The following is a 23406-nucleotide window of genomic DNA, read 5'->3' as shown; positions in this document are numbered from 1 at the left end:
CTGGTATTTCGCCTTAGTGCTTACACTGCTGGTGCTAATTGGTCTATTTTATTGGATGTCAGCCCACTACGCATGAGTCAGTTAGATTGGATAGTACTTTTCGGGACCCTAGCACTCATCGTAGGCTATGGGGTTTATAAAACGTATGGACCTAAGGACATGGACAGCTACCTTCGGGGGCGTTCGGACATGAACTGGTGGACCATCGGCCTTTCGATTATGGCCACGCAGGCCTCGGCGATTACCTTCTTGAGTACACCCGGGCAGGCCTATGAAGACGGTATGCGCTTCCTGCAGTTTTATTTTGGACTGCCCATCGCGATGATCATACTTTCGGTAACCTTCGTGCCGATGTATTACCGCTTAAAAGTGTACACGGCCTACGAGTTTTTAGAAAGTCGCTTCGACTTGAAAACGCGAACACTAGCCGCCAGTCTCTTTCTGATCCAGCGTGGCCTGGCCGCCGGCATCACCATCTACGCACCGGCCATCATTCTCTCCACCCTGCTGGGCTGGAACCTTACCTTTACCAATATTTTTATCGGCATTCTCGTCATTATTTATACCGTTTCCGGAGGAACCAAAGCGGTAAGTATCACGCAGAAGCAACAGATGATGGTGATGATGGGCGGCATGATCCTGGCAGGAATCCTCGTCGTCCGCATGCTGCCTGTCAGCTTTCAGGAGGCGCTCCACGTGGCCGGAAAAATGGAGCGTTTGAATTTGATCAACTTGGAATTTGACCTGGCCGATCGCTATAACATTTGGTCCGGCATGACGGCAGCCCTCTTTTTGTTTTTGTCCTATTTTGGGACGGACCAGTCTCAGGTGCAGCGTTACCTGGGCGGCAGCTCCCTTACCCAAAGCCGCATGGGCTTGATCATGAATGGCTTGTTAAAAGTCCCCATGCAGTTTATCATCCTCTTTATCGGCGTGATGGTCTTTGTATTTTATCAGTATTTTCAGCCGCCGCTGCTCTTTAATGAAGTACAGCGCAGTGAGGTGCTAAACTCTGAGCTTAGCGAGGCTTTCTTAGCATTGGAGGCCGATCACGAGGCGCTCTTCGCGCAAAAGCAGGTGGAGCTCGGAGCACTTTTGCGCGCTGTGGAAGCTGGAGAGGAAAGTGCTATTCGCTCCCACCAAGCGGAAATTCAAGCCCTACACCAGCAGGAAAATTCCCTTCGTCAGGAGGGTAAGGCCATCGTCTTACAGATGCGCCCGAGTGCAGAGACACGTGACACAGATTACATCTTTATGCGTTTTGTGATGGACTATTTGCCGAAAGGCATCGTCGGCCTACTCTTCGCCGTCATCTTCAGCGCCGCCATGTCGAGCACCGCTTCCGAGCTTAATGCGCTGGGCTCTACCAGCACGGTAGACATTTATCGGCGCTCCCTAGTGACAAAAAAAGAAGATGCCCACTACCTGGCGGCTTCCAAGTGGCTTACAGCGATTTGGGGGGGCTTTGCCATCCTTTTTGCTACCTACGCCAGCCTCTTCGAAAACTTGATCCAGGCAGTAAATTTATTGGGATCGCTCTTTTATGGAACTATCTTGGGTATTTTTATTGTAGCCTTTTATGTGAAGGTCGTGCAGCGCCATGCCGTGTTCTTGGCAGCCATTCTTTCACAGGTGCTCATCTTATCTTTACACTTCGTGAATGGGGGTGAAGTAGCGGGGATACCCGTCAACATCGGTTTTCTGTGGTATAATGTTATCGGCTGTCTGGCGGTGGTGCTTTTTGGTTTATGTTTACAATTTATCCTTCCGTCGTCTCAGGCTGCGGGGGGCAAGAAAAATCTCGAATAGCTGATGGATAGTTTATTACGACCACTTGCAGGTGAATACCCTGCTTATTATACGCCCTATGTAGCACGTGTGCAGCATAAGGACCTTTTTAAACTACTTCTCGCGCAGGTAGATGAGCTGCGTATGTACTATGAAGAAGCCGGGGAAGAAAAAGCCCTAACAGCCTATGCGCCCGGAAAATGGACCCCGAAAGAGCTGTTAGGCCACCTGATCGATACAGAGAGAGTCATGCTGTATCGGGCTATGGCGATCGCTCGAGGCGATCAAACGGCGCTGCCTGGATTTGACGAAAATGCCTATGTGGCTGCCGCGGACTTTAACGAGGTGCCGCTCGTCAGCCTGCTGGAAGAGTTCGAAATGCTGCGGTACCATGTACTTTCCTTCTTTAAAAATCTGCGCATCCAGCATTTTGAGCGCCAAGGGCAGGCTAATGGCGGCATGGTCAGCGTCCGAGCCATTTTTCACATGATCCCCGGCCATATCGCGCATCACATGGAAATTCTTAAAGAAAGGTACTAATCCTTTCTTCTTTTTTTAGTATATTTGCCGAATTTTATCCGACATAAAAGACGAAATATGAAAAGAACACGAGCACATGAATCCCGTGCAGCCATCGAACGCCTCTACATCACCATGCGTCACCTCTTTATGCGCGGCTCCTACAAGCCTATGGGTGTTTCGGGTGAATCCCTAGTGAGCAGCCTCCTGATGCTTAGCCCAGAAATTTATGGCTTAGTGACCGATGAGGAGAAAGTGGAGCTGGATGGTCTTCTCTACGTGATGGAGCGCCTTCCCCGCGGAATCGAAGAGTGTCGCTATGTACGTCTCATCAGCCGTGAAGGATATGAAAATGCCCATTTTCCTAACCTTGTTCCTGCTAAGCGGCGACGCAACTGTTACCGCGTAGATGAGGAGCAGATGTATGTGGAAATGACACGGGGAAAGTCAGATATCTATGATATCCTGACTCACCTGACCTTTTTGTACATCGAATCTGAAAAAATTCGCACGAACTCTACCGATCATAAGGGCCGTATCAGCCTGAACTGGAGCATGCTCGAGCGGCTCGTCGAAAAAGAGCAAAATGGGGAAGACTTCGACAAAGAAGCAGCTTGCAGTTACCTCAGTCATATCACTGGTCGTACCTTCGAGGAAACGCACGATGCGGTCCTGAAATTCGAGCAGTCAGCGAATAGCAACAGTCTATTCCACATCATTTACCACCTGGGAAAACTAGCCATCGATGAGCGCAACCAGCAGTTGGACAGGGAAATTTCGTTCAGCGCCACCTTACGCGAGCGCGTCGGTCATCACGTCTACGGAGAACTCTGGGCCACACGCATCAAACAAGTGCTGTACGACAATGGCCTTATTGAGCGCCCCTTACATGTTATTTCGGCCAACTTGCACAGCGTCGTAAATACCATTTATGGTTTTCAACTCCTCGGCCTGAAAGACTTCGAAGGCGTGGAAAAAGTGGCGATGGATATTTCCATGAAGGCCAAAGGAAATAAGGCTAAAGAAATTTTACATTATGCCCAGAAAAATGGGTTTATCGACTTACCAGACCTTTCCGGAACGAACATCGGGGTGCAACTTATCGACACGGCCAAGATGAGCCATACGCATCTACTTCCAGGCGTCGTGCTTCCTGAAAATGAGGCGGAGCGGCCTGTCATCTTCGTCATGGATTATGCCTTCGGCGAACAAGCCTATGAATGCTTCGACGAGCTGCTGAAGCCCTTCGAAGTAAATGGAAAAAGCATACCCCTTCACGTAGCATCCGCCTCTATCATGGGTAAAGCGGGTATCTTAGAAGGAAATAAAGGTGATTTGATGATTCCGAACGCTCACGTCTTCGAAGGTACAGCGGATAACTATCCTTTCGAAAATGTGCTAAAAGCCGAAGACTTTAAAGGCTACGGCCTCGGTGTCTACGAAGGCCCGATGATCACAGTGCTGGGTACCTCGCTCCAAAATAAAGATGTTCTCCGCTACTTCATGGAGTCTTCCTGGAAAGCAGCTGGTTTGGAAATGGAAGGCGCACATTACCAAAAAGCCATCCAGTCGGCGAGCAAGATCCGTCACAGCATTTCTGATACTATCCAAGTGCTCTACGCCTACTATGCCTCAGATAATCCGCTGGAGACCGGGTCCACACTAGCCTCTGGTGCCTTAGGTATGGAAGGGGTGCGCCCGACCTATTTGATTACCTATAAAATTCTAGAGAAGATTTTCGCCTAAGCTTCTTCTCCTGCTTTGGCCCACGGGCCAAAATCCACCGCATAAGCCCCTAAAATGCTCTTCAATGCTTTTGGGGGCTTTTTTTCTGGGATACCTCTGCCTTTCTGCTCCCACCCGCTAAGGCATTTTTCGTATGCGCTCAAAAGCTTATATCCCAAACTATGCAATAGGATTTTCAAAATTGCTAAAAATGCTTGAATAAACGATAATAAGCCGATTTTAGGTACTTCAGATTTTTACCAAAATGGTTAACCTTCCCGCAGAATATTCCGACAAGCCAGTGACTCCTTTCGGGGCATGTGTTTTATAAAAAGATCCATAGATCAGACCAAGATTAAGGAACATTTAGGCACTCTTGATTTACCTGTCTCCGGTTCGAACCGTGGATATGACCTGAGCGATATTGTTTTTTCATTTTGGCTTAGTATCTGGACCGGGGCGAGCTGCCATATCCTCTGTGACTGGCTTAGGTATGACAAAGTTCTACGGGCGATGTTTGGCTGGGAACAGATGCCGTTCCAGAGTACCTATAGCAGGTTTTTCGGGAAATTTTCCCAGGAAAAGAATACAGAAGTCTTTCTCGTTCTTCAAAACTGGTTTTTTGATCAGATCAGTGTTGACAATATTACCGTCGATTTTGACAGCACTGTGATAACCCGTCGTGCTTAGGGTATTAGCCAGTGTAAAATTGGCAATTCGGGGAGAGTTTATGAAAAAATCCTGAGGTATATTTTAAAATCAAACTAATTCTTGTATTTTAGTTGGATGATGCAAGTATTTTGTTATGAAGGGTTTTGATTTTGTTTCCGAACGGTTCCCTAATTTTAATCTCTTACCTTGGATGGATGTCATAGAGGTAAAAAAAGGACAAGTTTTGCTTGCCCAGGGTCAAACTATGGGGGCTATATATTTTGTGGTTTCAGGTCTTTTGAGAGAATTTCATGCTGATGGCGAAGATGAAATTACCAACTCATTTATATTTGAGGGTAGTTATTACCTTACAGCTTTTTATTTTGGAGGTCATATCAGGTCTTCATTTACCGTAGAGGCATTGGAAGACTGTAATATTGTGAGCTTTTCAATGGATTTTTTTCAAAAAGCAGATATAGAGCCCCGGTTATTGTTAGATGTATTTAAAGAAATCTCCACGCTTAAGTATAAGCACAACCTCCAATGGAAATTGATCAATGGGAAAAAGTCATTTCTTGAAAAGTGGGAATATTTTAAAGGATCCAACCCAGGATTGTGGATTAGAATTCCGCAAAAACACCTGGCTACTTACTTCAAGGTTACTCCACAGTACATTTCACAGTTAAAGGCGAGGAGAAAGCTTTGATTTATTCAACTAGTTTAAGTTGGTTTTTAAACTTGTTTAACTAATTTTTTGAGGAGGGGGGGGGGTAAATTTGTGATGTCCCCGGGAGCAAGTTTAAATTATGTTCCACATTTAGATTAAATCAAAAATGAAAAAAGGTATCCTGTTATTCTTTTGTATCGGAGTCTTTTTGACGTCCTATTCAAATCTTTCTTTTAAATGAAATACAAGTTTATTCGATTATTACTTCTTTTTTTGGTCTCCTGTACGCAAACTTCGCGTGATCAGGAAATCATTTCCGATCTATCAAGCCAAATGATCAATTTATCAAACTTTGAGGTATTGGAGATTCAGTATATACCGTTTATAGGAAGTATAGATCAGTGGAATATTGGAGAGAAAGGTTTTACTTTTCTGGTTGGTTCTACTCTATATCACTATCCCCAATCAGACACTGAGCCTTTTGTTCTTGATTCTGATACATATTTGGAATTAAGCGGTTGTACTCCTAGGAATTTTTCAATCTCAGGGAATAGAATTTTTATTCTTTGCGACGGTAAAGGAATAGTACATGAATTTAACCTACAAGAGGGATCTTATGTAGCATCGATGGATTTGGGGGTGGATGCCTCTAGGATAGAAGTTCTTCAAGACCGGATTTATCTTTACCAGACTCCAAATACACTCAATCAGGACCCTGCTCTAAATTACCAAATTTTCACATTTCCTCTTTCCAATCAAGATGAGCGAAAAAAGTATTTTCCCTATTCAGCTTCCACCACCAATTCTTACCAATTTAATATTCTGGTTAATCAAGCGTTTGCTAATACAGGCAATGAATTGATTTTTAGCCGGATGCTGAATGATACTTTGGTCAAGTTTGACAATGCTGGTAACCTAATAGGAGCAGAAAGATTACATGTTTTGTCAGAAGAAATTGACGCTCAGGTTGAAGTTGAGGTGGATGAAGAAAAGCTTTATTTTCCGTTATACCTATCACAATCTCCTGAGTGGCGTTTTTTTTCTTTGATAAAAAATTATTCTCTTCAAACCCTTGTCCATCATTTACCTACTGGTAAAAAGATTTTAGTAGATAAGGTAAGGCTTTCCGATGATATCCAACTGCCATTTTTGGCTCAAGTATATCAAGATCATGTTTATCTATTGTTTACAGATGAAGCGTTTATTGAATTGAATAAAAACAAATCTTATCCCGAACCATTCCAAAAGCTAAAATCTTATGAAATTCCTTTTCTTTTCATTCGTTTCCCTCTGTCTGAACTGCCTTATTAACTCTTCACATGCCCAAGTATTACCAGCAAAAAAAGTTTTAGTGGCTACAGGGCAAGTTAAGGGAGGTACTTTTGAATTGCATCGCTATGAGGGCGACGGCGAGGAGAATCTCAGTTCCTCCTCAGGCTTAGGTTATGTTGTTGCAGGAGGCTCTTTAGAAGAGATCTTTTCAAAACTCTGGCCGGACTATGAGTTTAAAGTTTCCCGGAAATTTGATAAAAATTCTTACACGCTACGAGTGAACTTTGCCAATGCCTTGGATAAATCGATTTTAGATCAAATCTGGAATGAATTGAATAAAATGAAAGAATTTACTGCCACCCAATCTTCTGTAAACCAATCCGGTAATTGTATTCAAGTGGATTCTAGTCAAAAGCTGGAAAAGCATGCTTTTAGCCCAAAAAATGGAGTATTGAAAATAGATGAATCCATCCGCTCCCAAATTCATTTAGATGGGTACAGTCTGGTCGATTTGGCAAATAAACTAACTCAGTACAGGCAGTTGGGGAGGTTTTATTACGATGAGGGAAAAAACCGAGGGGCTTACTCATTCAGGCTTGACGGAAGGTCGATGGCAACCCTTCGTGAAAGTTTAGCAGAATATGGTATTGATTTTAAATCATGTACAAAAACTATTGTTTCATATGAATTGAAATGATATTTTTTGTTCTTTTAATAATGGTTCAAGCCCGAATCATTAAGTGATAGCGTGTATGACTGGCCCTTTTTATGATCCAAATCAGTTCTTAGCCTGCTGAAACCAAGCTTTTTCCCCCGATACAAGCCTTACTTTTGAGCTTGTATGAATTCCAATCACCATTTTACTGCATTTATGGCTACACTTTCTGTTTCTCCACACAGCTTTCATATTCCCGTCATGGGCCTCGGCTTTACCCTCGAAACCCCCTTAAAAGTGGCGCACCTGGGCATCGACTCAGTCATGTCCATTATGGACGATGGCCTGCTCGAATCCCTTCGGCGCGTTTGGCAGGAAAAGTATGGCAGCCCTTACACCGAAATTTCCGAAGTGGCAACAGATTCCCGCGCCAAAAGGATTACTGCCTACTTGGACACCTTGCAAGACCTGGTGCAGGAAAAGGTGGCCCGCCTGCGGACAAATGGACAGCACTTTTCCCGCGAGCTGGAGCAGTATATGGACTTGCTTCCCGACCGGTCTTCCTTGAAGGCGGAGTTTTTGGCCCTGCGGGCCAAAGGGAAAGCCATCTCTCAGCAGCAGTGGCAGCGCTGGACCGCCCAGCTTCCTGTCGGCAGCTTGGATGTCAATATCATGACTAAGGTAGATAAACCTAATTTCGATAAAGCCGGAAATCCACTAGGCCGTGAGTATAGCGATGCCATGGCCGCACTCAGAGGCTTTGCACAGTCCCAGCTGCGGAGTGCAGTGGTATTTTCGGCAGGGCTAAACCCCGGGCTGTATAGCTACTGCGCTCAGTTTCCGGATTTTCTACCCGATGCGTATGGGCAACTGAAAAAACGTATCATCCTTAAAGTCAGCGACTACCGGTCTGCCCTGATCCAAGGGCGCTTCTTGGCAAAAAAAGGGCTGTGGGTAGATGAATTTCGAGTAGAGTCGGGGCTCAACTGTGGGGGACATGCCTTCGCAACTCCCGGATATCTTTTGGGCCCCATACTGGCTGAGTTCAAAGAAAAAAGAGCAGAGCTGGCTCACACCTTGCGCAGCACATGCGAAGTGGCCTGGGAACAGCTCGGACTGCCCGCCTTAGGTCAAGAGTACCGACTGAAACTCACGGCTCAGGGCGGTGTGGGTACCGCCGCAGAACATGCTTGGCTCTTAAAAACCTATGCGCTGGACCGTATCGGCTGGGGCTCGCCTTTTCTGCTGGTGCCGGAAGCCACTCAGGTAGATGCAGCCACGCGTCAGGCGCTTACGCAGGCCAAGCCCAGCGATTTTTACCTTTCCCATGCGTCCCCACTTGGTGTGCCGTTCAATAATTTTCGTAAGAGCTCCGGCGAGCAGCAACGCATAGCGCGGATCGAAAAAAACCGCCCAGGCTCTCCCTGCTATAAAAAGTTTTTATCCTTCGATACCAGCTACACCGAAAAGGCCATTTGTACCGCCTCCCGCCAGTATCAGCGGCTTAAGCTCCAAGCATTAGAGGCTACCAGCAAGCAGGCTTTGCCGCCATGTGGTGAAAAGCAAGATGTACTGGCGAAAGACTGCCTCTGTGAGGGGCTAGGTGCATCAGCCCTTTTGGAACATGGCGTGACTCCTCCGCGCGGGCTAAGTGCCGTATCCATCTGTCCAGGACCGAATACTACGTACTTTCGTTCCATCTACACCTTATCCGAACTGGTCGGACATATTTATGGGCGAAACGATGTAGTAAAAGGAGTCAAAAGACCCCACCTTTTCGTGAAAGAGCTCTCCCTATATGTGGACTACTGGAAGAAGGAACTAGCCAAGTCTCTACGCCATACACCTGAAAAGATTCCGGCCAGTGCCGAGACCTTCCGCCAAAACTTGTTGGAAGGAATCCACTATTACAAAGCGCTTTTGACCGAAGGTCAAATGGCCCTGACTTCGGAGGATCGGGCCGCTTTACGTACTTTAGAAAGTCAGCTTCAAAGTTCCAGGTATGCGCTAAAAGCGGAAATGAGGGTCCTGCGAGGTGAAAATACTAGAGTAATATCATAAAAATCATAGAAAATGGGGGGAATAAGGTTGTTTCCAAATCAAAGTACCGATAATTTCGTTCTGTAAACAAACAGCCTTTACCCCACATGATTTCTGTTCAAGAAGCCAAAACACATCTACGTACCTTTTTAGCCGATAAGCGAAGCATCATACAGCTGCCGATAGCCGAAGCGCATGGGCATCGTATCGCCTCCGAGCTGCATGCCCCGATCGCCGTGCCCATGTTTGATAATGCGGCGATGGATGGCTATGCGCTCCGCTTGGCGGAATTTCAGGCCGGTCCACTTCGGGTGCAGGGCGAAATTCCGGCGGGGATCGACCATGTTCCTGCCTTAGCCCCAGGAACTGCAGCCCGCATTTTTACGGGGGCGCCGATTCCGAAAGGTGCCGATACAGTTGTCATGCAGGAGTGGGTAGCCCTTCGGGACGGTCATATAACTCCTGGAGAGCAGCCGCCGAAGCCCTTATTTACAGGTCAGCATATTCGGCTCGCCGGTAGTCAAACTGCAATAGGAGATCAGGTGGCCAGTCCGGGGATGCCCCTACATGCTGCCATGGTGGGCTTTTTAGCGGGCATGGGCTTCGCTGAAATCCCTGTCTATAAAAAGCCAAGTATCCAACTGATGCAGTCAGGGGAAGAGCTCATCACACCCGGAAAACTCTTGAACTTTGGTCAAATATACGAGAGCAATTCCTACACCATTCAGACCGCTTTGCGCGAAGCGCATTTTACGGTAAGCGCCCGTCCGACCTTACCGGATCACTACGAAACGATACGGGACAGCATCGCCGAGGGGCTGGCCACGCATGAGGTACTCCTGATTATGGGAGGCATTTCCGTGGGCGATCATGACCATGTCTACCGCGCCCTACAGGAAAACGGTGTAGAAACTTTGTTTTACAAGGTCAAGCAGCGCCCCGGGAAGCCCTTCTATGCCGGCACGAAAGGAAGCAAGCTGGTCTTTGCTCTGCCAGGCAATCCGGCTTCTACACTCACCTGTTTTTATACCTATGTGTTGCCAGCACTCCAGCTCCTAAGTGGACAGCGGGAAGACTTTCCTGAGGGTATTTTGCTCCCCAGTAGCGATGTTTTCGACAAGAAAGTGCCGCTCACGCTACTCTTAAAAGGAATTTACACCCCCGCAGGGGTCCGCATTTTAGGGGGGCAAGAGTCCTACAAGATGGATGCTTTCGCGCAGGCAAACTGCATCGTGGAAGTGCCCGAGACACAAGAAAAAGTAGAAAAAGGGGGCTCCGTGCGTGTTTATCCTTTTCGGTCCGAACCTTTTAACTGAATTCAGACATGGTCATTCATTTCTATGGGCAGCTGGCCGAGCTAGTCGGTCAGGAAACACTTACGCTAAGCCCAGATCAGGCTGCAGATACCGCAGCGCTGCTGTCGCATTTGTATGCCACCTACCCGCTTTTACAGGCGAAAACCTTTAAATTAGCCATTAATGAGACCTTGGTACAGGACACCCAGCCCCTCCGAAATGGGGATCGTGTGGCGCTTTTACCACCCTTTTCAGGAGGATAAATATGGAAGATAACCGCTACAGCAGACAGCAGTTGGTCCCAGGTTTTGGGCCGGAGGCCCAAAAGAAACTAAGCCAAGCGCGTGTTCTGGTCGTAGGAGCAGGCGGTCTAGGGCTACCCGTACTTTTGGCATTAGCCGGCGCAGGAGTAGGCACCCTCGGGGTCTGCGATTTCGATACCGTTTCACTGAGCAATTTACATCGCCAAACGGTGTTTAAAACGGCTGAAGTGGGCCAGCCCAAAGCCGAACTCGCAGCGGCCTATTTGCGGGCGCTAAACCCTGAACTCCACATTCGGGTACATGCCAGCGGAATTCAGCCAGACGCGCACCTAAAGGACCTGCTGTCGGACTATGATGTGATCGTGGATGGCAGCGATAATTTCGAGACGAGATATCTGGTGAATGACAGCTGCGCTCTACTCGGATTGCCCTTAGTTTTTGGGGCTATTTTCCGAGATAGTGGCCATGCAGTGTTACTGCACCATCCAGATGCAGCAGGCTATGCAGCGAATTATCGCGACCTATTTCCAGCTCTCCCAGCTCCAGGTGAGGTGCCGAACTGCGCCGAGGCAGGTGTTCTCGGGGTCTTACCGGGAATAATCGGAAATATGATGGCCGCAGAGACGCTCTCTTTCATCGTGGGAAAGGAGCTGTACCTGCACAATACCCTCTGCCTGTTTTCTTTAAAAGGGTACCGCATGCAGTCCATTCGTCTAGTAGCAGATCCGAAAGGGCGTGCAGCAGCCCCTGCCAATTGGGAAGCTCTTTTGGCACAGTCATACGCCGTACCCTGTGGCCTACAGGAAGAAGAAATCCCTTGGGAAACAGCGCTGCGGCAGGCCAAAACCCAGCAGACCATCCTTTTGGATGTACGGGAGGAGGCGGAGCAACCGAAATTAGAAATCAATCCCAATCGACTCCTGGAGCTCCCTTTAAGTCGATTCGAACAGGAGGCGACGCAGGTATTCGGCAAAGCTAAAGTCCCACGCCAGGTGGCCGTCTTTTGTCAGTCCGGCATACGGAGTAAGCGGGCTGTAGCTACTTTGAAAACGCAGTTTCCGGAGCATCAATTTATTGGAATCGCAGGAGGAATAAACGCTTGGATAAAACACAATAACGATGGCCAGTAGTTTAGAATTTCAGTCGGGACCTATCCCCGCCAATCGGGTAGCTCATTTAGTGGCTGCTTATGAAGATCAAAATGGAATCGGTGCGCATGCGCTCTTCTTAGGACGTATCCGTGGTGATGTCAAAGCAGCAGGAAAGGTGCGTGCAATTCAGTTTAGCGCCTATAAGGAAATGGCGTATAAGGAGTTCGAGTTCATAGTGAAAGATATAGCCGCACGCTATGCCATTCAGGATATGACTGTCATACATAGTGAAGGGGAAGTGGCTGTGGGGCAGCTGTGCATGGTGATTTTCGTCGCAGGAGCCCGTCGGGATGCCACGCTTTCAGCAGAACGAGAGCTGGTGGAGCGGGTCAAGTTCGATCTCCCTATTTGGGGGAAGGAATTACTTGAAGATGGGGGAGATGTATGGAAAGTAAATACTTAAAACGTACGAGAGAACAATGATCAAAATTGGTGTTATTACCTCTTCAGACCGCGCGGCGGCCAAAATTTATGAGGACATTTCGGGCAAGGGAATCTTGACGGTATTGGATGAGTATTTAGCAAGTCCGTATGAGGCCGTCTACCGTGTCGTTCCCGATGAGCAGGACCTTTTGGAAGCCACGATGAAAGCCTTAGCGGATGAAGAGAGCTGCTGTCTTATCATCACCACGGGAGGGACGGGGCCTGCTAAACGCGATGTCACACCCGAAGCTACAGAGGCGGTATGCGAGAAAATGCTTCCTGGTTTTGGGGAGTTGATGCGAGCTGTCAGCCTAAAGTCTGTTCCTACAGCGATTCTATCCCGACAGACAGCGGGAATTAGAGGCAATAGCTTGATACTCAATCTTCCAGGAAAGCCAGCGGCTATTCGCGAGTGCTTAGAGGCTGTTTTTCCCGCTATACCTTACTGTATCGATCTCATCGAAGGCCCTTATTTGGAGGGAAACCCGGAAGCTATTCAGGTTTTCCGCCCAAAGAAGAAATAAGGCCGGCAGCAGGGAAGGAGCCGAACAGACGACTGTTTATGGCACCCATCGCTACTCTTCCTGTGATTCGAAATCCATCGATGCAGAGTTAATGCAGTAGCGAATTCCCCCGCGGTCAGCAGGCCCGTCCGGGAAGCGATGTCCCAGGTGCCCCCCACAGTTGGCACATAGAATTTCCTCCCGAATCATAAAATGGCTGTAGTCCATCTCCACACGGATTGCCTCCGGGCGTACGGGTGCAGTGAAGGAAGGCCAGCCGCAACCGCTATCGTATTTGGCGGCAGAATGGAAAATCTCCTGGCCACAGCCCTTACACTGGTAGATGCCCGTTTCCTTATTCAGGTAATAGGTGCCGGTAAAAGGCCTTTCCGTGCCCTTCTCCCGTAAAATATGATAGCTCTTGTCGTCAAGCAGCTGCTTCCACTCTTCCTCTGACTTTTGATGCGGATAGGTATGGGGAACACGGTTCTTTTTCATAATTCAGGCGTTAAGACATTGGGTCTAGTTTACGGTTGTAAAACCAATTTTGAACGGGATTGGTTTTGAATCCGTTCCCGGTTCATGTCCATCGGACGGTATTTTCCTTCCGTGAACAGCTTCACCTGATCCGCATAGTGTGGGCTAAAACGATTCCCACTTTGGCCGGTAGGCAAAACGGAAAGCGCTGCATCGACATCTCCAAAATCCAACAGGATGCGCATGGCAGGACCGGAGCGTACCGAGAATGCACCTGTGCCATTTAAATCAAAAGCCAGCTTATTCACCGTCTCCTCATTGGCGGGCACCACTGGTGCAGGCACATTAAATAGCTTATCCAGGGGTGCTACAGCCCCCAGTGGATGGGGGTGTTCCAGCGTTACCGCGCGCGACCAGGTCCAAGTCTCTACCTTTCCATAACGAGCCAAAAGAACCTCCTGCGCTTTTTCCAGGCCTCGTCGGATAATTTGCTCAGAAGTCTGCGTGCCTGTCTCATCCACCCGGTTCCACCAAGCATGCGAAGGATCAAGCAGCAGCTTTCCCACGCTGCGGATATGGAGAAACGTTTTCAAATAGCCTTCAAAAAAATCAGCGCCCAACTCGTCTTCCATCATTTCCTGTAGCGTGTAGTACAGCCAGGTGTAGTACAGAAGTGGAGCGCTGCTGCCTAGGTCATGGTCTCCATCCCAAGCAGCTAAGTCCGTTAAAGCAGGTGCTATATCTTTAAAATCTTCCGATGAAATAGCCTCTAATAGGGCCGCTGCATAGCTAGGAAATTGCTTGTTTTTTACATCTAAATGGATCGCCTGCATCCCGGATAGGGTCCATTTTTCTTGTGTCTCGAGTAACTCCGCGATACGAGCCCAGCGGTCGCCGGGATAGTAATAGCCCGGGTAGAGGAGGCCGTTGGCCAAAGTATCCGGCTGATTATTAGCCGAAATCACGTAGCCTGAGGGTGGGTTAATGCTTTGTGGGTTTTGAGAAAACGGAAGCATGCGCTGCTCCGCTTGTTCTGGCTTACTGCCATCGCGAAAAATTTTCGCATCCACCCCCTCCGGGCGCTCATAAAGTTGAGCGGCAGCCCACCAGGCGATATTGCCAGCAGCATCTCCGTACATGATGTTCAAGCCAGGGGCATGGATGAGGGCCGCAGCCGCAGCTACCTCTTCTGGATTTTCGGCATGGTTTAATCGGTAAAGCGCCTCTAGTGCACGGGTTTCTTGTTTCGTATAGATCCACCACGTACTCACAGGCTGCTCGGTTACGGCCTGTAATTCAGGCAAAACTTCTTGCATAAGAGGCCCATGCCGGCTCTCAAACACCTGAAAGGAAACCGAATCGGCATCTTTGACCGCTAGGGTCACCTCACGCACTTTCAGTGGCTCCCAAGCCTCTCCAAAACGTACTTCCAGCTCATTTTCTGGATTAACTGTCTCCACGAAAAAATCCTGATCATCGTTTTCAAACATCGTAAGGCCGAAGGCATGCGTTCGGCTATGCCCTACCAGACCGAAAGGAACACCGGCTAGATGATTGCCATAAAACTGTAGCTCGGGCGTCTCCAAATGCGCCTCGTACCAGACCGAAGGCTGTGCAAAGCCGATATGTGTGTCATTCGCGAAGAGCACTTGTCCTGAGGCACTTCGCTCCCCAGAAAGCACCCAGGCATTACTGCCCATCAGAAGGGGGACGGGGAGCTTTTCAAGAAGCTTCGCCAGTGCTGCCTGCGGAACACGTGGATCAGCACGCTGCATCCAGCGTCCCTCGTAATGGTTGGGAATCCGGCTGTGCTCGGGCCCGGTATGTACGTGAAGGGCGCTGAGGTAGTCTGGGCCCAAACGCTCGGCGATATAGGTGACCAAGGGATCTGTTTTCATCGCCATCGCGAACGTAAAGGACATGTAACCGATAATGCCATGCATATCCTCTAACGTATAAGGACGAGGGTCTTGACCGAGCAGTCGGTATTCAAGTGGCCACTTTTCCTCCCGGATAAAGGCATTTACGCCTTCGATGTAAGCGGTCACAGCATCCTGTACAGGTGTAGGCGCATTTTTTCGAAAGGCTTCCGCACTCTCCCGTGCATGGGCAGGAATACCTAGTGTATGAAAAAAGCGATCAATTTCCACCAAATCCTCACCGAGTAGTTCCGCAAGGGTTCCCGTGCCCACGCGCCGCATCATTTCCAGTTGAAAAAGCCGATCCTGCGCATGCACCCATCCGAAAGCTTGGTAGGCGTCACTCAGGTTTTCTGCATACAGATGCGGAATACCATAAGCGTCGTAGTGTATGGCTACGGGAGCTTGTAAACTGCTGAGTCGAAGAGAGCCCGAGTAGGCAGGGAGATGGCTTTGGCGTAGCCAAAAAAAGCCGATAAGTAGGACCAGCAACAGGCTTAGGGGAACAATCCAAAGGAGCTTTTTCATACGAGCAGTTAGTGGGTGTAGGGGATAGGTGGGCTTAGCGGAGGCCCTGGCCTGCGGGACTTTCTTCGATGGCTTCCAGGAGGATCGCACAGGCTTCGGCGATTTCTTCCTCGCTGATAGTCAGTGGGGGAGCGATACGCATGGCATCGTCACAGAAAAGAAACCAGTCTGTAATGACGCCTTTGGCAATGGCTAAGTCGATGATGGGCTTCAGGACTTCGAAGCTCTCAAATTGGACGGCCATCAGCAGGCCTTTATTGCGAATACCTTTGATCAGCGGATGCTTCAGCAGCTCGTGAAAACGCCGTGCTTTGCGGTGCACCGCATCCACTAAGCCCCCGTCACGAATCAAGCGCAGGGTGGCTAAGGAGGCAGCCGCACTGACAGGGTGTCCGCCGAATGTGGTGATATGGCCTAAGATCGGGTTGTTCGCAAAGACCTTCATCTTCTCTTTCGAGCTAATAAAAGCGGCGATGGGCATACCCCCTCCCATGCCTTTCGCGCAGACGAGAATGTCCGGCACGATACCGAAATCCTCAAAGGCCCAAAAACTCCCCGTGCGTCCAAATCCGGCTTGAATTTCATCTAAGATCAGCAGCGTGCCCGTCTCGTCACAGCGGCGGCGTAAGGCCTGAAAGTAATTGGTGCAAGCTACGCGGATGCCGGCCTCTCCCTGCACCGTTTCGATGATGACCGCAGCGGTATCGGTGGTGATCCGCTCGAGATGAGAATAGGCCCCGTATACGATATGCCGCACACCGGGTAGAAGAGGACGGTAGGCACGTTTAAACCGTTCATTTCCACCCACCGAAAGTGCACCCTGAGAGGAGCCATGATAGGCATCCACGCAGGAAATCAACTCCCGCCGATTCGTGTAACGCTTGGCCAGTTTGAGGGCTCCTTCCACTGCCTCACTTCCCGAATTCATCAGATATACATTGTCGAGCGGTGCAGGCAGGGTCTCTACTAGCGCTTGAGCAAGTAAGGTCTGGGGGCTTTGGACGTACTCGCCGTACACCATCGTGTGTAGATACTTGTCCAGCTGCCCCTGAATGGCCTCCAGCACCTTTGGATGACGATGGCCTACATTTGAGACACCGATCCCAGAAATCAGATCGAGGTAACGCTTACCATCAGGCCCATACAGGTACACTCCCTCGGCTCGCTCGATATCGATAAGCAAAGGAAAGTCTGTGGTTTGGGCCATATAGGAAAGGAATAACTGGCGATGCTGCATGATACATTAGGCGTTTTGGGTATGAAAACGATAGAAAATACCTAGCGGAAGTTTTTTCTTGAACTCATCCTGAAGAAATAGCTCTCCATAGCTGAACTCCCTTTGGTCGGGCTTGATCTGCTGGACTAAATTCGCCGCGATCAGCGCACTGAAGCTGAGCGAATACATGTTGAGCAAAAAGAAATGATGCTCCGGCTCGAGTAAACTTATCGCCGTCTTCAGCAGCTCATTCACCTGTTCTTCTAGCACCCACTTTTCACCGTCTGGACCGCGCCCATAAGCGGGAGGATCTAAAATGATCCCGTGGTAGGTATTGCCCCTGCGCTGCTCCCGCTTGATGAATTTCATGGCATCGTCTACGATCCAACGGATATCTTGTAGTCCACTTGATTCCATATTATGCCTGCTCCAGGTCACTACCTGTTTCACGGCATCCAAGTGGGTCACCTCTGCGCCAGCCGCTTTGGCCGCTAGGCTGGCCGCTCCTGTGTAGGCGAACAAATTCAGCACCCGCGGATTTTCCACAGGCATGGCCTTAACCTGCCGGTAGATGTAGTCCCAGTTGACCGCCTGCTCTGGAAACAAGCCGATATGTTTAAAAGAAGTCGTGGCGAGGTTGAGCTTCAGCTGGAGTCCCTCCGGATTTTGGTAGGGAATCTGCCAGTTATGAGCCAGCTTATGCTTAAACTCCCACTGTCCTTTCTCGGGGTTGTGCTTTTCTTTTCGGAAGGAAGCGTCTGCTAGTCGGCTCCATTCTGCTTCCGAAAGGCTTTTATCCCAGATGGCTTGTGGTTCCGGTCTGCGCATGATGCGATCTCCGAATCGTTCTAATTTCTCGAATCCACCGCAGTCGATCAGGGCATAGGCATCCCAATTTTCCGGGTGGAGCAGTTGTATGTCGTGCTTCATAAAGGCAAAATATCCGTGCAAAGAAAGCGCTTTTTGTGGGCATACGCAATTCAGCCCGTGGCCACTTCTTCTGCCTAGCGTGCCAGCCAGGGCTGCAGGAGCTCCATACTTGCTTCCCAAAGCCGCTCGCGGGCCTTTTGGCTACGGGCTAGCGAAGAACAAGAGGCTGCCTTTTCTTTTTTAAAGTAAGCACCGTTATAGGCGGATGGAATTTTTTCCTTTGCCAGCTTCACTGTCGTTTTCGCACCTTGCTCAGCCGTAATCATGAAGGGTCCCGCCAACTTCCAAAAGAATTTAAAAATCCCCTTCGTGTCGGCTGCAAAATTCGTCTTCACCACTCCCGGATGCAGTGAGAAGGCCTGTAGCCCCTGCTCGCCGTAGTGATCCACAAGCGATTTGGCCATTAGGATGTTAAAGAGCTTCACGTTTGCATAGGCTTGAAACCCCTTGTAACTTCTCTGGGCATAGCTCAGATCTTCCCATCGAGGAGAGGCTCCTTTATGTGCTTCGGATGCTACCTGGATGACTTTTTTCAGTTGGCTGCGGAGCAGCAAAGGGAGCAGCTTAAGCGTCAGCAGCATATGTCCCATGTGATTTACACTTAACGACTGCTCGAAACCATCCGCTGTCATGGTTTTTTCATCGAAAATGCCACCTGCATTATTCACCAAGACATCTAAATGCGGTAGCTTTTCTGCGAGCGCTTCTGCGGCGGCGAGCACACTGTCCATACGCATCAGGTCGCAAGCGACAAAGTCTAATTTCTGCTGTTCTGCCAGCGTAAAACTACCGATTAGCTGCTGTGCTTTTTTTTCATCACGCGCTAAAAGTACGATGCGCTGAAAGTGGGGCAGGAGGGCCCTAACGGTCTCCTTTCCAATGCCCGAGGTAGGGCCCGTAATGGCTAAAGTTTTCATGCTTTTTTTCTTTTACAAACGTTTCGATTGGGTACTTTGTTCTAAGTTTTCAGTTTCCATAGACCTTGTTTGCGCGGCTGTTCGCCGCAAAAAGAACGGGAATTTTGCATTTATTTTCGTATGTTTGAATTTAATTAAATAGTAGATAATTGAGAAAGTCTGCACTTCCTTGCTGTAGGAGTGTGTAAATCAAAAGCTTATACACCCTTTTTTCTAGAAGTCGGGTAAGAGTCACGCATGCAAAAGAAATTTATCGATATCGAGCAGGTTTTAAAGGAAAAAAACCCTTCCCTGCATCGCTGGTTGCCGGGATTTGTACTTTCCTACATCAAGCACATCGTGCACGAGGATGAGATAAATGCTGTTATGGGGAAAACAGGTCATTTACAGGGCTTGGAGTTCACGGATGCACTGATAGAGGAGTTCGGAGTGACGGTTAATTTAGAAGGAGCGGACAATATTCCACTGGATCGCCCGGTGATTTTCGCCGCGAACCACCCACTAGGGGGGATGGATGGCATTGCCTTTATGCATGCACTGGGTAAGTATCGCTCAGACATTCGTTTTTTAGTAAACGATATCCTTACCCATATTAAAAATTTCGAGCCGCTGTTTATTCCTGTCAACAAACACGGTGCTAATAGTCGTGCTGTGAGTAAGCTGATTAGCGACACCTATGCAGGCCCGCATGCCGTGCTCATTTTTCCTGCAGGGCTGGTTTCGCGGAAGCAAAAAGGAGGCATCCAGGATCTAGAATGGAAAAAAAGTTTTATTAGTTATGCGAAACGGTATAAAAAAGATGTGGTTCCCGTTTATATAGCAGGTAGAAATTCTTCTTTTTTTTATAATTTAGCGAAAATTAGAAAGTTAATTGGCATACAGACGAATATAGAAATGTTTTATTTGGCTGATGAGCTGTTTTCACAAAGAGGAAAGACCGTTACCATACATATCGGTAAACCGATCGCTTACAGCTACTTCGATAAGCAGAAGACCGAAATGGAGTGGGCAGCAGATGTGAAGCGAAGGGTTTACGAAATGGTTTAAAGAAATAGTTATGCAAGAGATTATAGCGCCCATTGATCGAGCTATTTTAAAGAAAGAATTAAGTCCGGAGCGGTTTTTACGCTACACCAATAATGGCAATAACCATATCTACCTCGTAGATCATCATAATGCACCCGAGACGGTGCGTGAAATCGGGCGATTACGCGAGCTTACTTTTCGTGGAGCGGGAGGAGGAACAGGCCTTGCGTTGGATTTAGATGAAAACGACACCTGTGCGGATTGTTATCAGCAGCTGATTACCTGGAATCCGATAGACGAAGAGATCGTAGCGGGCTACCGCTTGATTTACTGCAAGCATGCCACTGAGGTGAACGGAGTCTTAAACCTTTCTACCACCCATTTATTTTCTTTTTCGGATAAGTTTGTTGAAGAGTATATTCCTTACACGATTGAACTGGGTCGGTCTTTTGTACAGCCGAAATATCAGCCTTCCAAGGATAACCGTAAAGGGCTTTTTTCGCTAGACAATTTATGGGACGGACTAGGAGCTGTGGTCATGCTGCACCCTGATGTGAAATATTTATTTGGAAAGGTGACCATGTATCCCCATTATAATCAGGAAGCGCGCGATTTACTTTTGTATTTTATGCAGCACTATTTCCCTGATAAAGAAGAGCTTGTAAGGCCTTTGCCGGCATTAAAGTTGAGCTATCATCAGGATGTAAGTGCATTTGGTGCGCTCTTTGAAGGGAAAGATTATAAGGAGGGATATAAACAACTAAATGCGCGTGTTCGGGCTCTAGGCGAAAATATTCCTCCCTTAATTAATACGTATATGAATCTTTCGCCGAGCATGAAGACCTTTGGTACTGCCCTGAATGATGAGTTTGGCGCAGTAGAAGAAACAGGAATCTTAATTACGATTGCTGATATTTATGAAAGTAAAAAACATCGTCACATGGATACCTTTGAGCGGGATCGTATCTTCGGCTCCAGAGCGTAGAGCCAAGCGTAGCGAGAACCACAAAAAGCCTATCCGTCCACCCGTAAAAGTATGAAAAAGACCGTAATTTTAGGTGCATCGCCTAATCCCATCCGCTATTCCTACATGGCAGCAGAGCTGTTAAAAGAAAAAAATATTCCTTTTGTCCCTGTCGGACTAAAACCTGGGGAGCTTTTCGGAGAGGAAATTTTAGACATTCGTGAATTTCCTGATATTCCAGACGTTCACACGGTGACACTCTATATGTCAGCGAAAAATCAAGAACAATATTACGATTACATCCGCTCATTAAAACCAAAGCGTGTCATTTTTAATCCAGGAGCTGAAAATAAAGAATTCGCCGCTGAATTAGAAAAAGAGCAGATAGAGGCGCGGAATTACTGTAACCTAGTCATGCTTCGAACCGGCCTATTTTAGCCTTAAACTCCTTCTCGATATACCTATCCATCACCAGTACATGTGGGGCTGTGATAAGTGAAACGAGAACAAAGAAAAGAAGCATCAATTGGTCCGGGGCCAGATAGCGCATACCGACCACGAGCAAACAGGCGATACCCACCAGGCTAAGCAGGCTAAAAGGAAGTAGCTGACGGATAAAATCGGTGTGATGGGCTACGTCTCCTTTGGCCTTTAGGCCTATATATTCTATTTTTAAAGAGGGAAGACTGTGCCAAAAACCAAAATACAGCGCAAAACTCAGATATAGAGGGAGTATCCAAAGGCTAAAAGCAAGTAGGGTGATGGCAAGCCACAACCTGGCATTTCGAGGATAATGGGCATATAAAGGCAGCAACAATAGCATACTTAACGCTACGAAAGCATTTTGATACTGATGTAAATCCGGCAGGGTAAAAAAGCTAGCCAAAAGAGCTGCTGAAGCTTCCCAGTCGCCAAAGACGATTAAACCCAAAAAGCCGAAGCCTATGCTGCAGTAGCGTATTTTTTGGAGTAGCCCGGGTGAGGTACTAGCTAGGTGCATCTGCCCAAAATGATAGGCGGACACCAGTAAAAAAAGTAGGAGTGCGGGCAGGGGAGCGAGCACCCAAAACAAGGTGTAGGCAGCCATGACGCCTAAGTAACGCACATAAAATTTCCAAGTTGAAGGCTGGGTAGCAGATGCCAAAAGGTGATCCACCGCTCCATGGGGTATACCTACGGTGACCATGGTGAGTGCGAAAATGAGCAACTGCATAGGGCCATTAGGTGCACTTAAGGAACCTATGAGCAAAAATATTCCTGTAGCTATCCAGCGTACGCTTGGACTAATAGCGTGCATAGGCCAAAAGAGATTGGATGTAGGGTTTGAAGGTAAGAGAAGCCAAAAGCTTCACTTCCTCACCAAGATGGCTCTGTTCATCTAAAAAGCGTAAGATGCTGTCTCCGTCGTTTTTGACAAACATTTCATGCAATAATTCATCGAGTGGGGCGATTCCTTTTACTGCGGCATTTAACAAAATGTTATCATAGAAGCCAAAACGGGCAATTTTTCGTAGACGAACCGGTCGCTCGAAATCCTGATGCAGTGCCATGACCACCTGTTGGCTAAAACGCTGCACATTCATAAAGGTAAAACCTGTGGAAGCCTTCGTACATGCGCCAGCTGTACCCGAGTAGATGACATTCGGATGTGCCTCGCTACGTACAGGAGGGCGTGTACTCATCGGGATGGCTCCCTGCTCCTCGAATTCCAGCGTGTACGTTTCACCTGGATAATGATTATTTAAGTACGCGATAAGCTTTTGATGAAAAAATCCCTTGTCCGGAGGTGTCTTGGCGTAAATGGTATATTCGATTAGCGCGGTGTCGCCGCTGTAAGGCAAAACATAGTAGAAGCCAAGCATGTGCTGATCCTGCTTGTCAAAGGCCATAAACGTAACAGCATGATGCCGGATGACCTGTCGGTCAAAGGTTACCTTCCAGCCCACAAACACCTGTTTCAGCGTAGGCTGTTTGGGTTTTTCCGGAATCGACCAAATGACCTTAGCGGCTTCGATACTGTGATTTTCTGTCTGTACGCGTACGCGATTATTCGGCAGGGGTGCCCAGTTAATAACTTTTTCGTACAGAAAATGTACATTAGGAAATTGGGTGACCTGCTCAAAGATCGATGCATAGAAGTCACTCCCTTTAATATGGTAGTAGTTGAACTCCTGAAGTGTCCGTGTTATCTGACCATGATCAGGGTGGGAGACATGAAAAGTATTCCAAGATACTAAAGGAGCATTTTTAGGGTGGATAGCGAGGGGTTCCTCAGCCCAGTAGCACCAAGTGCGGTCATTTTCCCGTATCTTTTGAGGGTCGATGACTAGGATATTCAGATGATTTAGTTTGGTGGACTGAAGGGCATAAAAAAGAAAACTCATACCCGCACAACCAAACCCACAGATGACGATGTCGTATTTCATAGTTAAAATTGCTAGGGTAGAAAAAAGGTATTCCCCTGATGGAGAATACCT

The 23406-nt window shown here is 48.0% G+C and carries 22 protein-coding genes; 15 read left to right on the top strand and 7 right to left on the bottom strand.

The window, feature by feature from the left end:
• The first annotated feature begins 72 nt into the window (after window positions 1-72).
• From ACXIT9_RS02540 to mog, 12 genes are all read left to right on the top strand, one after another.
• Window positions 73-1809, top strand: a complete 1737-nt coding sequence (locus ACXIT9_RS02540) for a sodium:solute symporter (protein WP_458054675.1) — start codon at window positions 73-75, stop codon at window positions 1807-1809.
• 3 nt (window positions 1810-1812) lie between these two features.
• Window positions 1813-2328, top strand: a complete 516-nt coding sequence (locus tag ACXIT9_RS02535) for a DinB family protein (RefSeq protein WP_458054674.1) — start codon at window positions 1813-1815, stop codon at window positions 2326-2328.
• Between the two features lie 57 nt (window positions 2329-2385).
• Window positions 2386-4053: a DUF6909 family protein gene (locus tag ACXIT9_RS02530; RefSeq protein WP_458054673.1), complete on the top strand. Its 1668-nt coding sequence runs from the start codon at window positions 2386-2388 to the stop codon at window positions 4051-4053.
• Between the two features lie 841 nt (window positions 4054-4894).
• The gene (locus ACXIT9_RS02525) at window positions 4895-5389 is read left to right on the top strand and encodes a Crp/Fnr family transcriptional regulator (RefSeq protein WP_458054672.1); all 495 of its coding nucleotides are present in this window, start codon (window positions 4895-4897) and stop codon (window positions 5387-5389) included.
• Window positions 5390-5587: 198 nt separating this feature from the next.
• A complete protein-coding gene (locus ACXIT9_RS02520; protein ID WP_458054671.1) occupies window positions 5588-6661 on the top strand; it encodes a hypothetical protein in 1074 nt (357 codons plus the stop codon).
• Window positions 6609-7319, top strand: coding sequence for a hypothetical protein (locus ACXIT9_RS02515; protein WP_458054670.1), 711 nt, complete (start codon window positions 6609-6611; stop codon window positions 7317-7319). The genes ACXIT9_RS02520 and ACXIT9_RS02515 overlap by 53 nt, the downstream gene beginning before the upstream one ends.
• A 144-nt stretch (window positions 7320-7463) precedes the next feature.
• Window positions 7464-9338, top strand: a complete 1875-nt coding sequence (locus ACXIT9_RS02510) for a hypothetical protein (protein ID WP_458054669.1) — start codon at window positions 7464-7466, stop codon at window positions 9336-9338.
• An 86-nt stretch (window positions 9339-9424) separates the two neighbouring features.
• Window positions 9425-10633: a molybdopterin molybdotransferase MoeA gene (locus tag ACXIT9_RS02505; RefSeq protein ID WP_458054668.1), complete on the top strand. Its 1209-nt coding sequence runs from the start codon at window positions 9425-9427 to the stop codon at window positions 10631-10633.
• A gap of 8 nt (window positions 10634-10641) precedes the next feature.
• Window positions 10642-10875, top strand: coding sequence for a MoaD/ThiS family protein (locus ACXIT9_RS02500; protein WP_458054667.1), 234 nt, complete (start codon window positions 10642-10644; stop codon window positions 10873-10875).
• A 2-nt stretch (window positions 10876-10877) separates the two neighbouring features.
• Entirely contained in the window at window positions 10878-12005 is a 1128-nt protein-coding gene (locus ACXIT9_RS02495) for a ThiF family adenylyltransferase (RefSeq protein WP_458054666.1), read from the top strand.
• Window positions 11995-12429 (top strand): molybdenum cofactor biosynthesis protein MoaE, encoded by a 435-nt coding sequence (locus tag ACXIT9_RS02490; RefSeq protein ID WP_458054665.1) that lies wholly within the window; start codon window positions 11995-11997, stop codon window positions 12427-12429. Before ACXIT9_RS02495 ends, ACXIT9_RS02490 begins: the two co-directional genes overlap by 11 nt.
• A 16-nt stretch (window positions 12430-12445) precedes the next feature.
• Window positions 12446-12973 carry a molybdopterin adenylyltransferase gene (mog, locus tag ACXIT9_RS02485; RefSeq protein WP_458054664.1) on the top strand — a complete coding sequence of 176 codons (528 nt, stop codon included), beginning with the start codon at window positions 12446-12448 and terminating at the stop codon, window positions 12971-12973.
• A 51-nt stretch (window positions 12974-13024) separates the two neighbouring features.
• On the opposite strand, the gene msrB is transcribed toward mog, so the two are convergent.
• From msrB to ACXIT9_RS02460, 5 genes are all read right to left on the bottom strand, one after another.
• The gene (msrB, locus tag ACXIT9_RS02480; RefSeq protein WP_458054663.1) at window positions 13025-13450 is read right to left on the bottom strand and encodes a peptide-methionine (R)-S-oxide reductase MsrB; all 426 of its coding nucleotides are present in this window, start codon (window positions 13448-13450) and stop codon (window positions 13025-13027) included.
• 29 nt (window positions 13451-13479) lie between these two features.
• Window positions 13480-15876, bottom strand: a complete 2397-nt coding sequence (locus tag ACXIT9_RS02475) for a penicillin acylase family protein (protein WP_458054662.1) — start codon at window positions 15874-15876, stop codon at window positions 13480-13482.
• 34 nt (window positions 15877-15910) lie between these two features.
• Window positions 15911-17113 (bottom strand): aspartate aminotransferase family protein, encoded by a 1203-nt coding sequence (locus ACXIT9_RS02470; RefSeq protein WP_458054661.1) that lies wholly within the window; start codon window positions 17111-17113, stop codon window positions 15911-15913.
• A 6-nt stretch (window positions 17114-17119) separates the two neighbouring features.
• Window positions 17120-18022 carry a class I SAM-dependent methyltransferase gene (locus ACXIT9_RS02465; RefSeq protein WP_458054660.1) on the bottom strand — a complete coding sequence of 301 codons (903 nt, stop codon included), beginning with the start codon at window positions 18020-18022 and terminating at the stop codon, window positions 17120-17122.
• Between the two features lie 74 nt (window positions 18023-18096).
• On the bottom strand, window positions 18097-18939 hold the full coding sequence (locus tag ACXIT9_RS02460) for an SDR family NAD(P)-dependent oxidoreductase (RefSeq protein ID WP_458054659.1): 843 nt from the start codon (window positions 18937-18939) through the stop codon (window positions 18097-18099).
• Between the two features lie 237 nt (window positions 18940-19176).
• On the opposite strand from ACXIT9_RS02460, the gene ACXIT9_RS02455 reads away from it, so the two are divergent.
• The 3 genes from ACXIT9_RS02455 to ACXIT9_RS02445 are packed head-to-tail and all read left to right on the top strand — an operon-like array spanning window position 19177 to window position 21367.
• Window positions 19177-19986, top strand: coding sequence for a 1-acyl-sn-glycerol-3-phosphate acyltransferase (locus tag ACXIT9_RS02455; protein ID WP_458054658.1), 810 nt, complete (start codon window positions 19177-19179; stop codon window positions 19984-19986).
• A gap of 10 nt (window positions 19987-19996) precedes the next feature.
• A complete protein-coding gene (locus ACXIT9_RS02450; RefSeq protein WP_458054657.1) occupies window positions 19997-20950 on the top strand; it encodes a GNAT family N-acyltransferase in 954 nt (317 codons plus the stop codon).
• Window positions 20951-21001: 51 nt separating this feature from the next.
• Window positions 21002-21367, top strand: coding sequence for a CoA-binding protein (locus tag ACXIT9_RS02445; protein ID WP_458054656.1), 366 nt, complete (start codon window positions 21002-21004; stop codon window positions 21365-21367).
• On the opposite strand, the gene ACXIT9_RS02440 is transcribed toward ACXIT9_RS02445, so the two are convergent.
• Both ACXIT9_RS02440 and ACXIT9_RS02435 read right to left on the bottom strand, forming a co-directional pair.
• Window positions 21342-22142, bottom strand: coding sequence for a Brp/Blh family beta-carotene 15,15'-dioxygenase (locus tag ACXIT9_RS02440; RefSeq protein ID WP_458054655.1), 801 nt, complete (start codon window positions 22140-22142; stop codon window positions 21342-21344). The two genes, ACXIT9_RS02445 and ACXIT9_RS02440, sit on opposite strands and share 26 nt — an antisense overlap.
• Before the next feature lie 70 nt (window positions 22143-22212).
• Window positions 22213-23355 (bottom strand): lycopene cyclase family protein, encoded by a 1143-nt coding sequence (locus ACXIT9_RS02435; RefSeq protein ID WP_458054654.1) that lies wholly within the window; start codon window positions 23353-23355, stop codon window positions 22213-22215.
• Between the last annotated feature and the right edge of the window lie 51 nt (window positions 23356-23406).

The sequence above is a fragment of the Nitritalea sp. genome (assembly GCF_054166705.1).
Note: the sequence above shows the minus strand (reverse complement) of the source record. Positions and strands in the feature narration are given on the sequence as shown.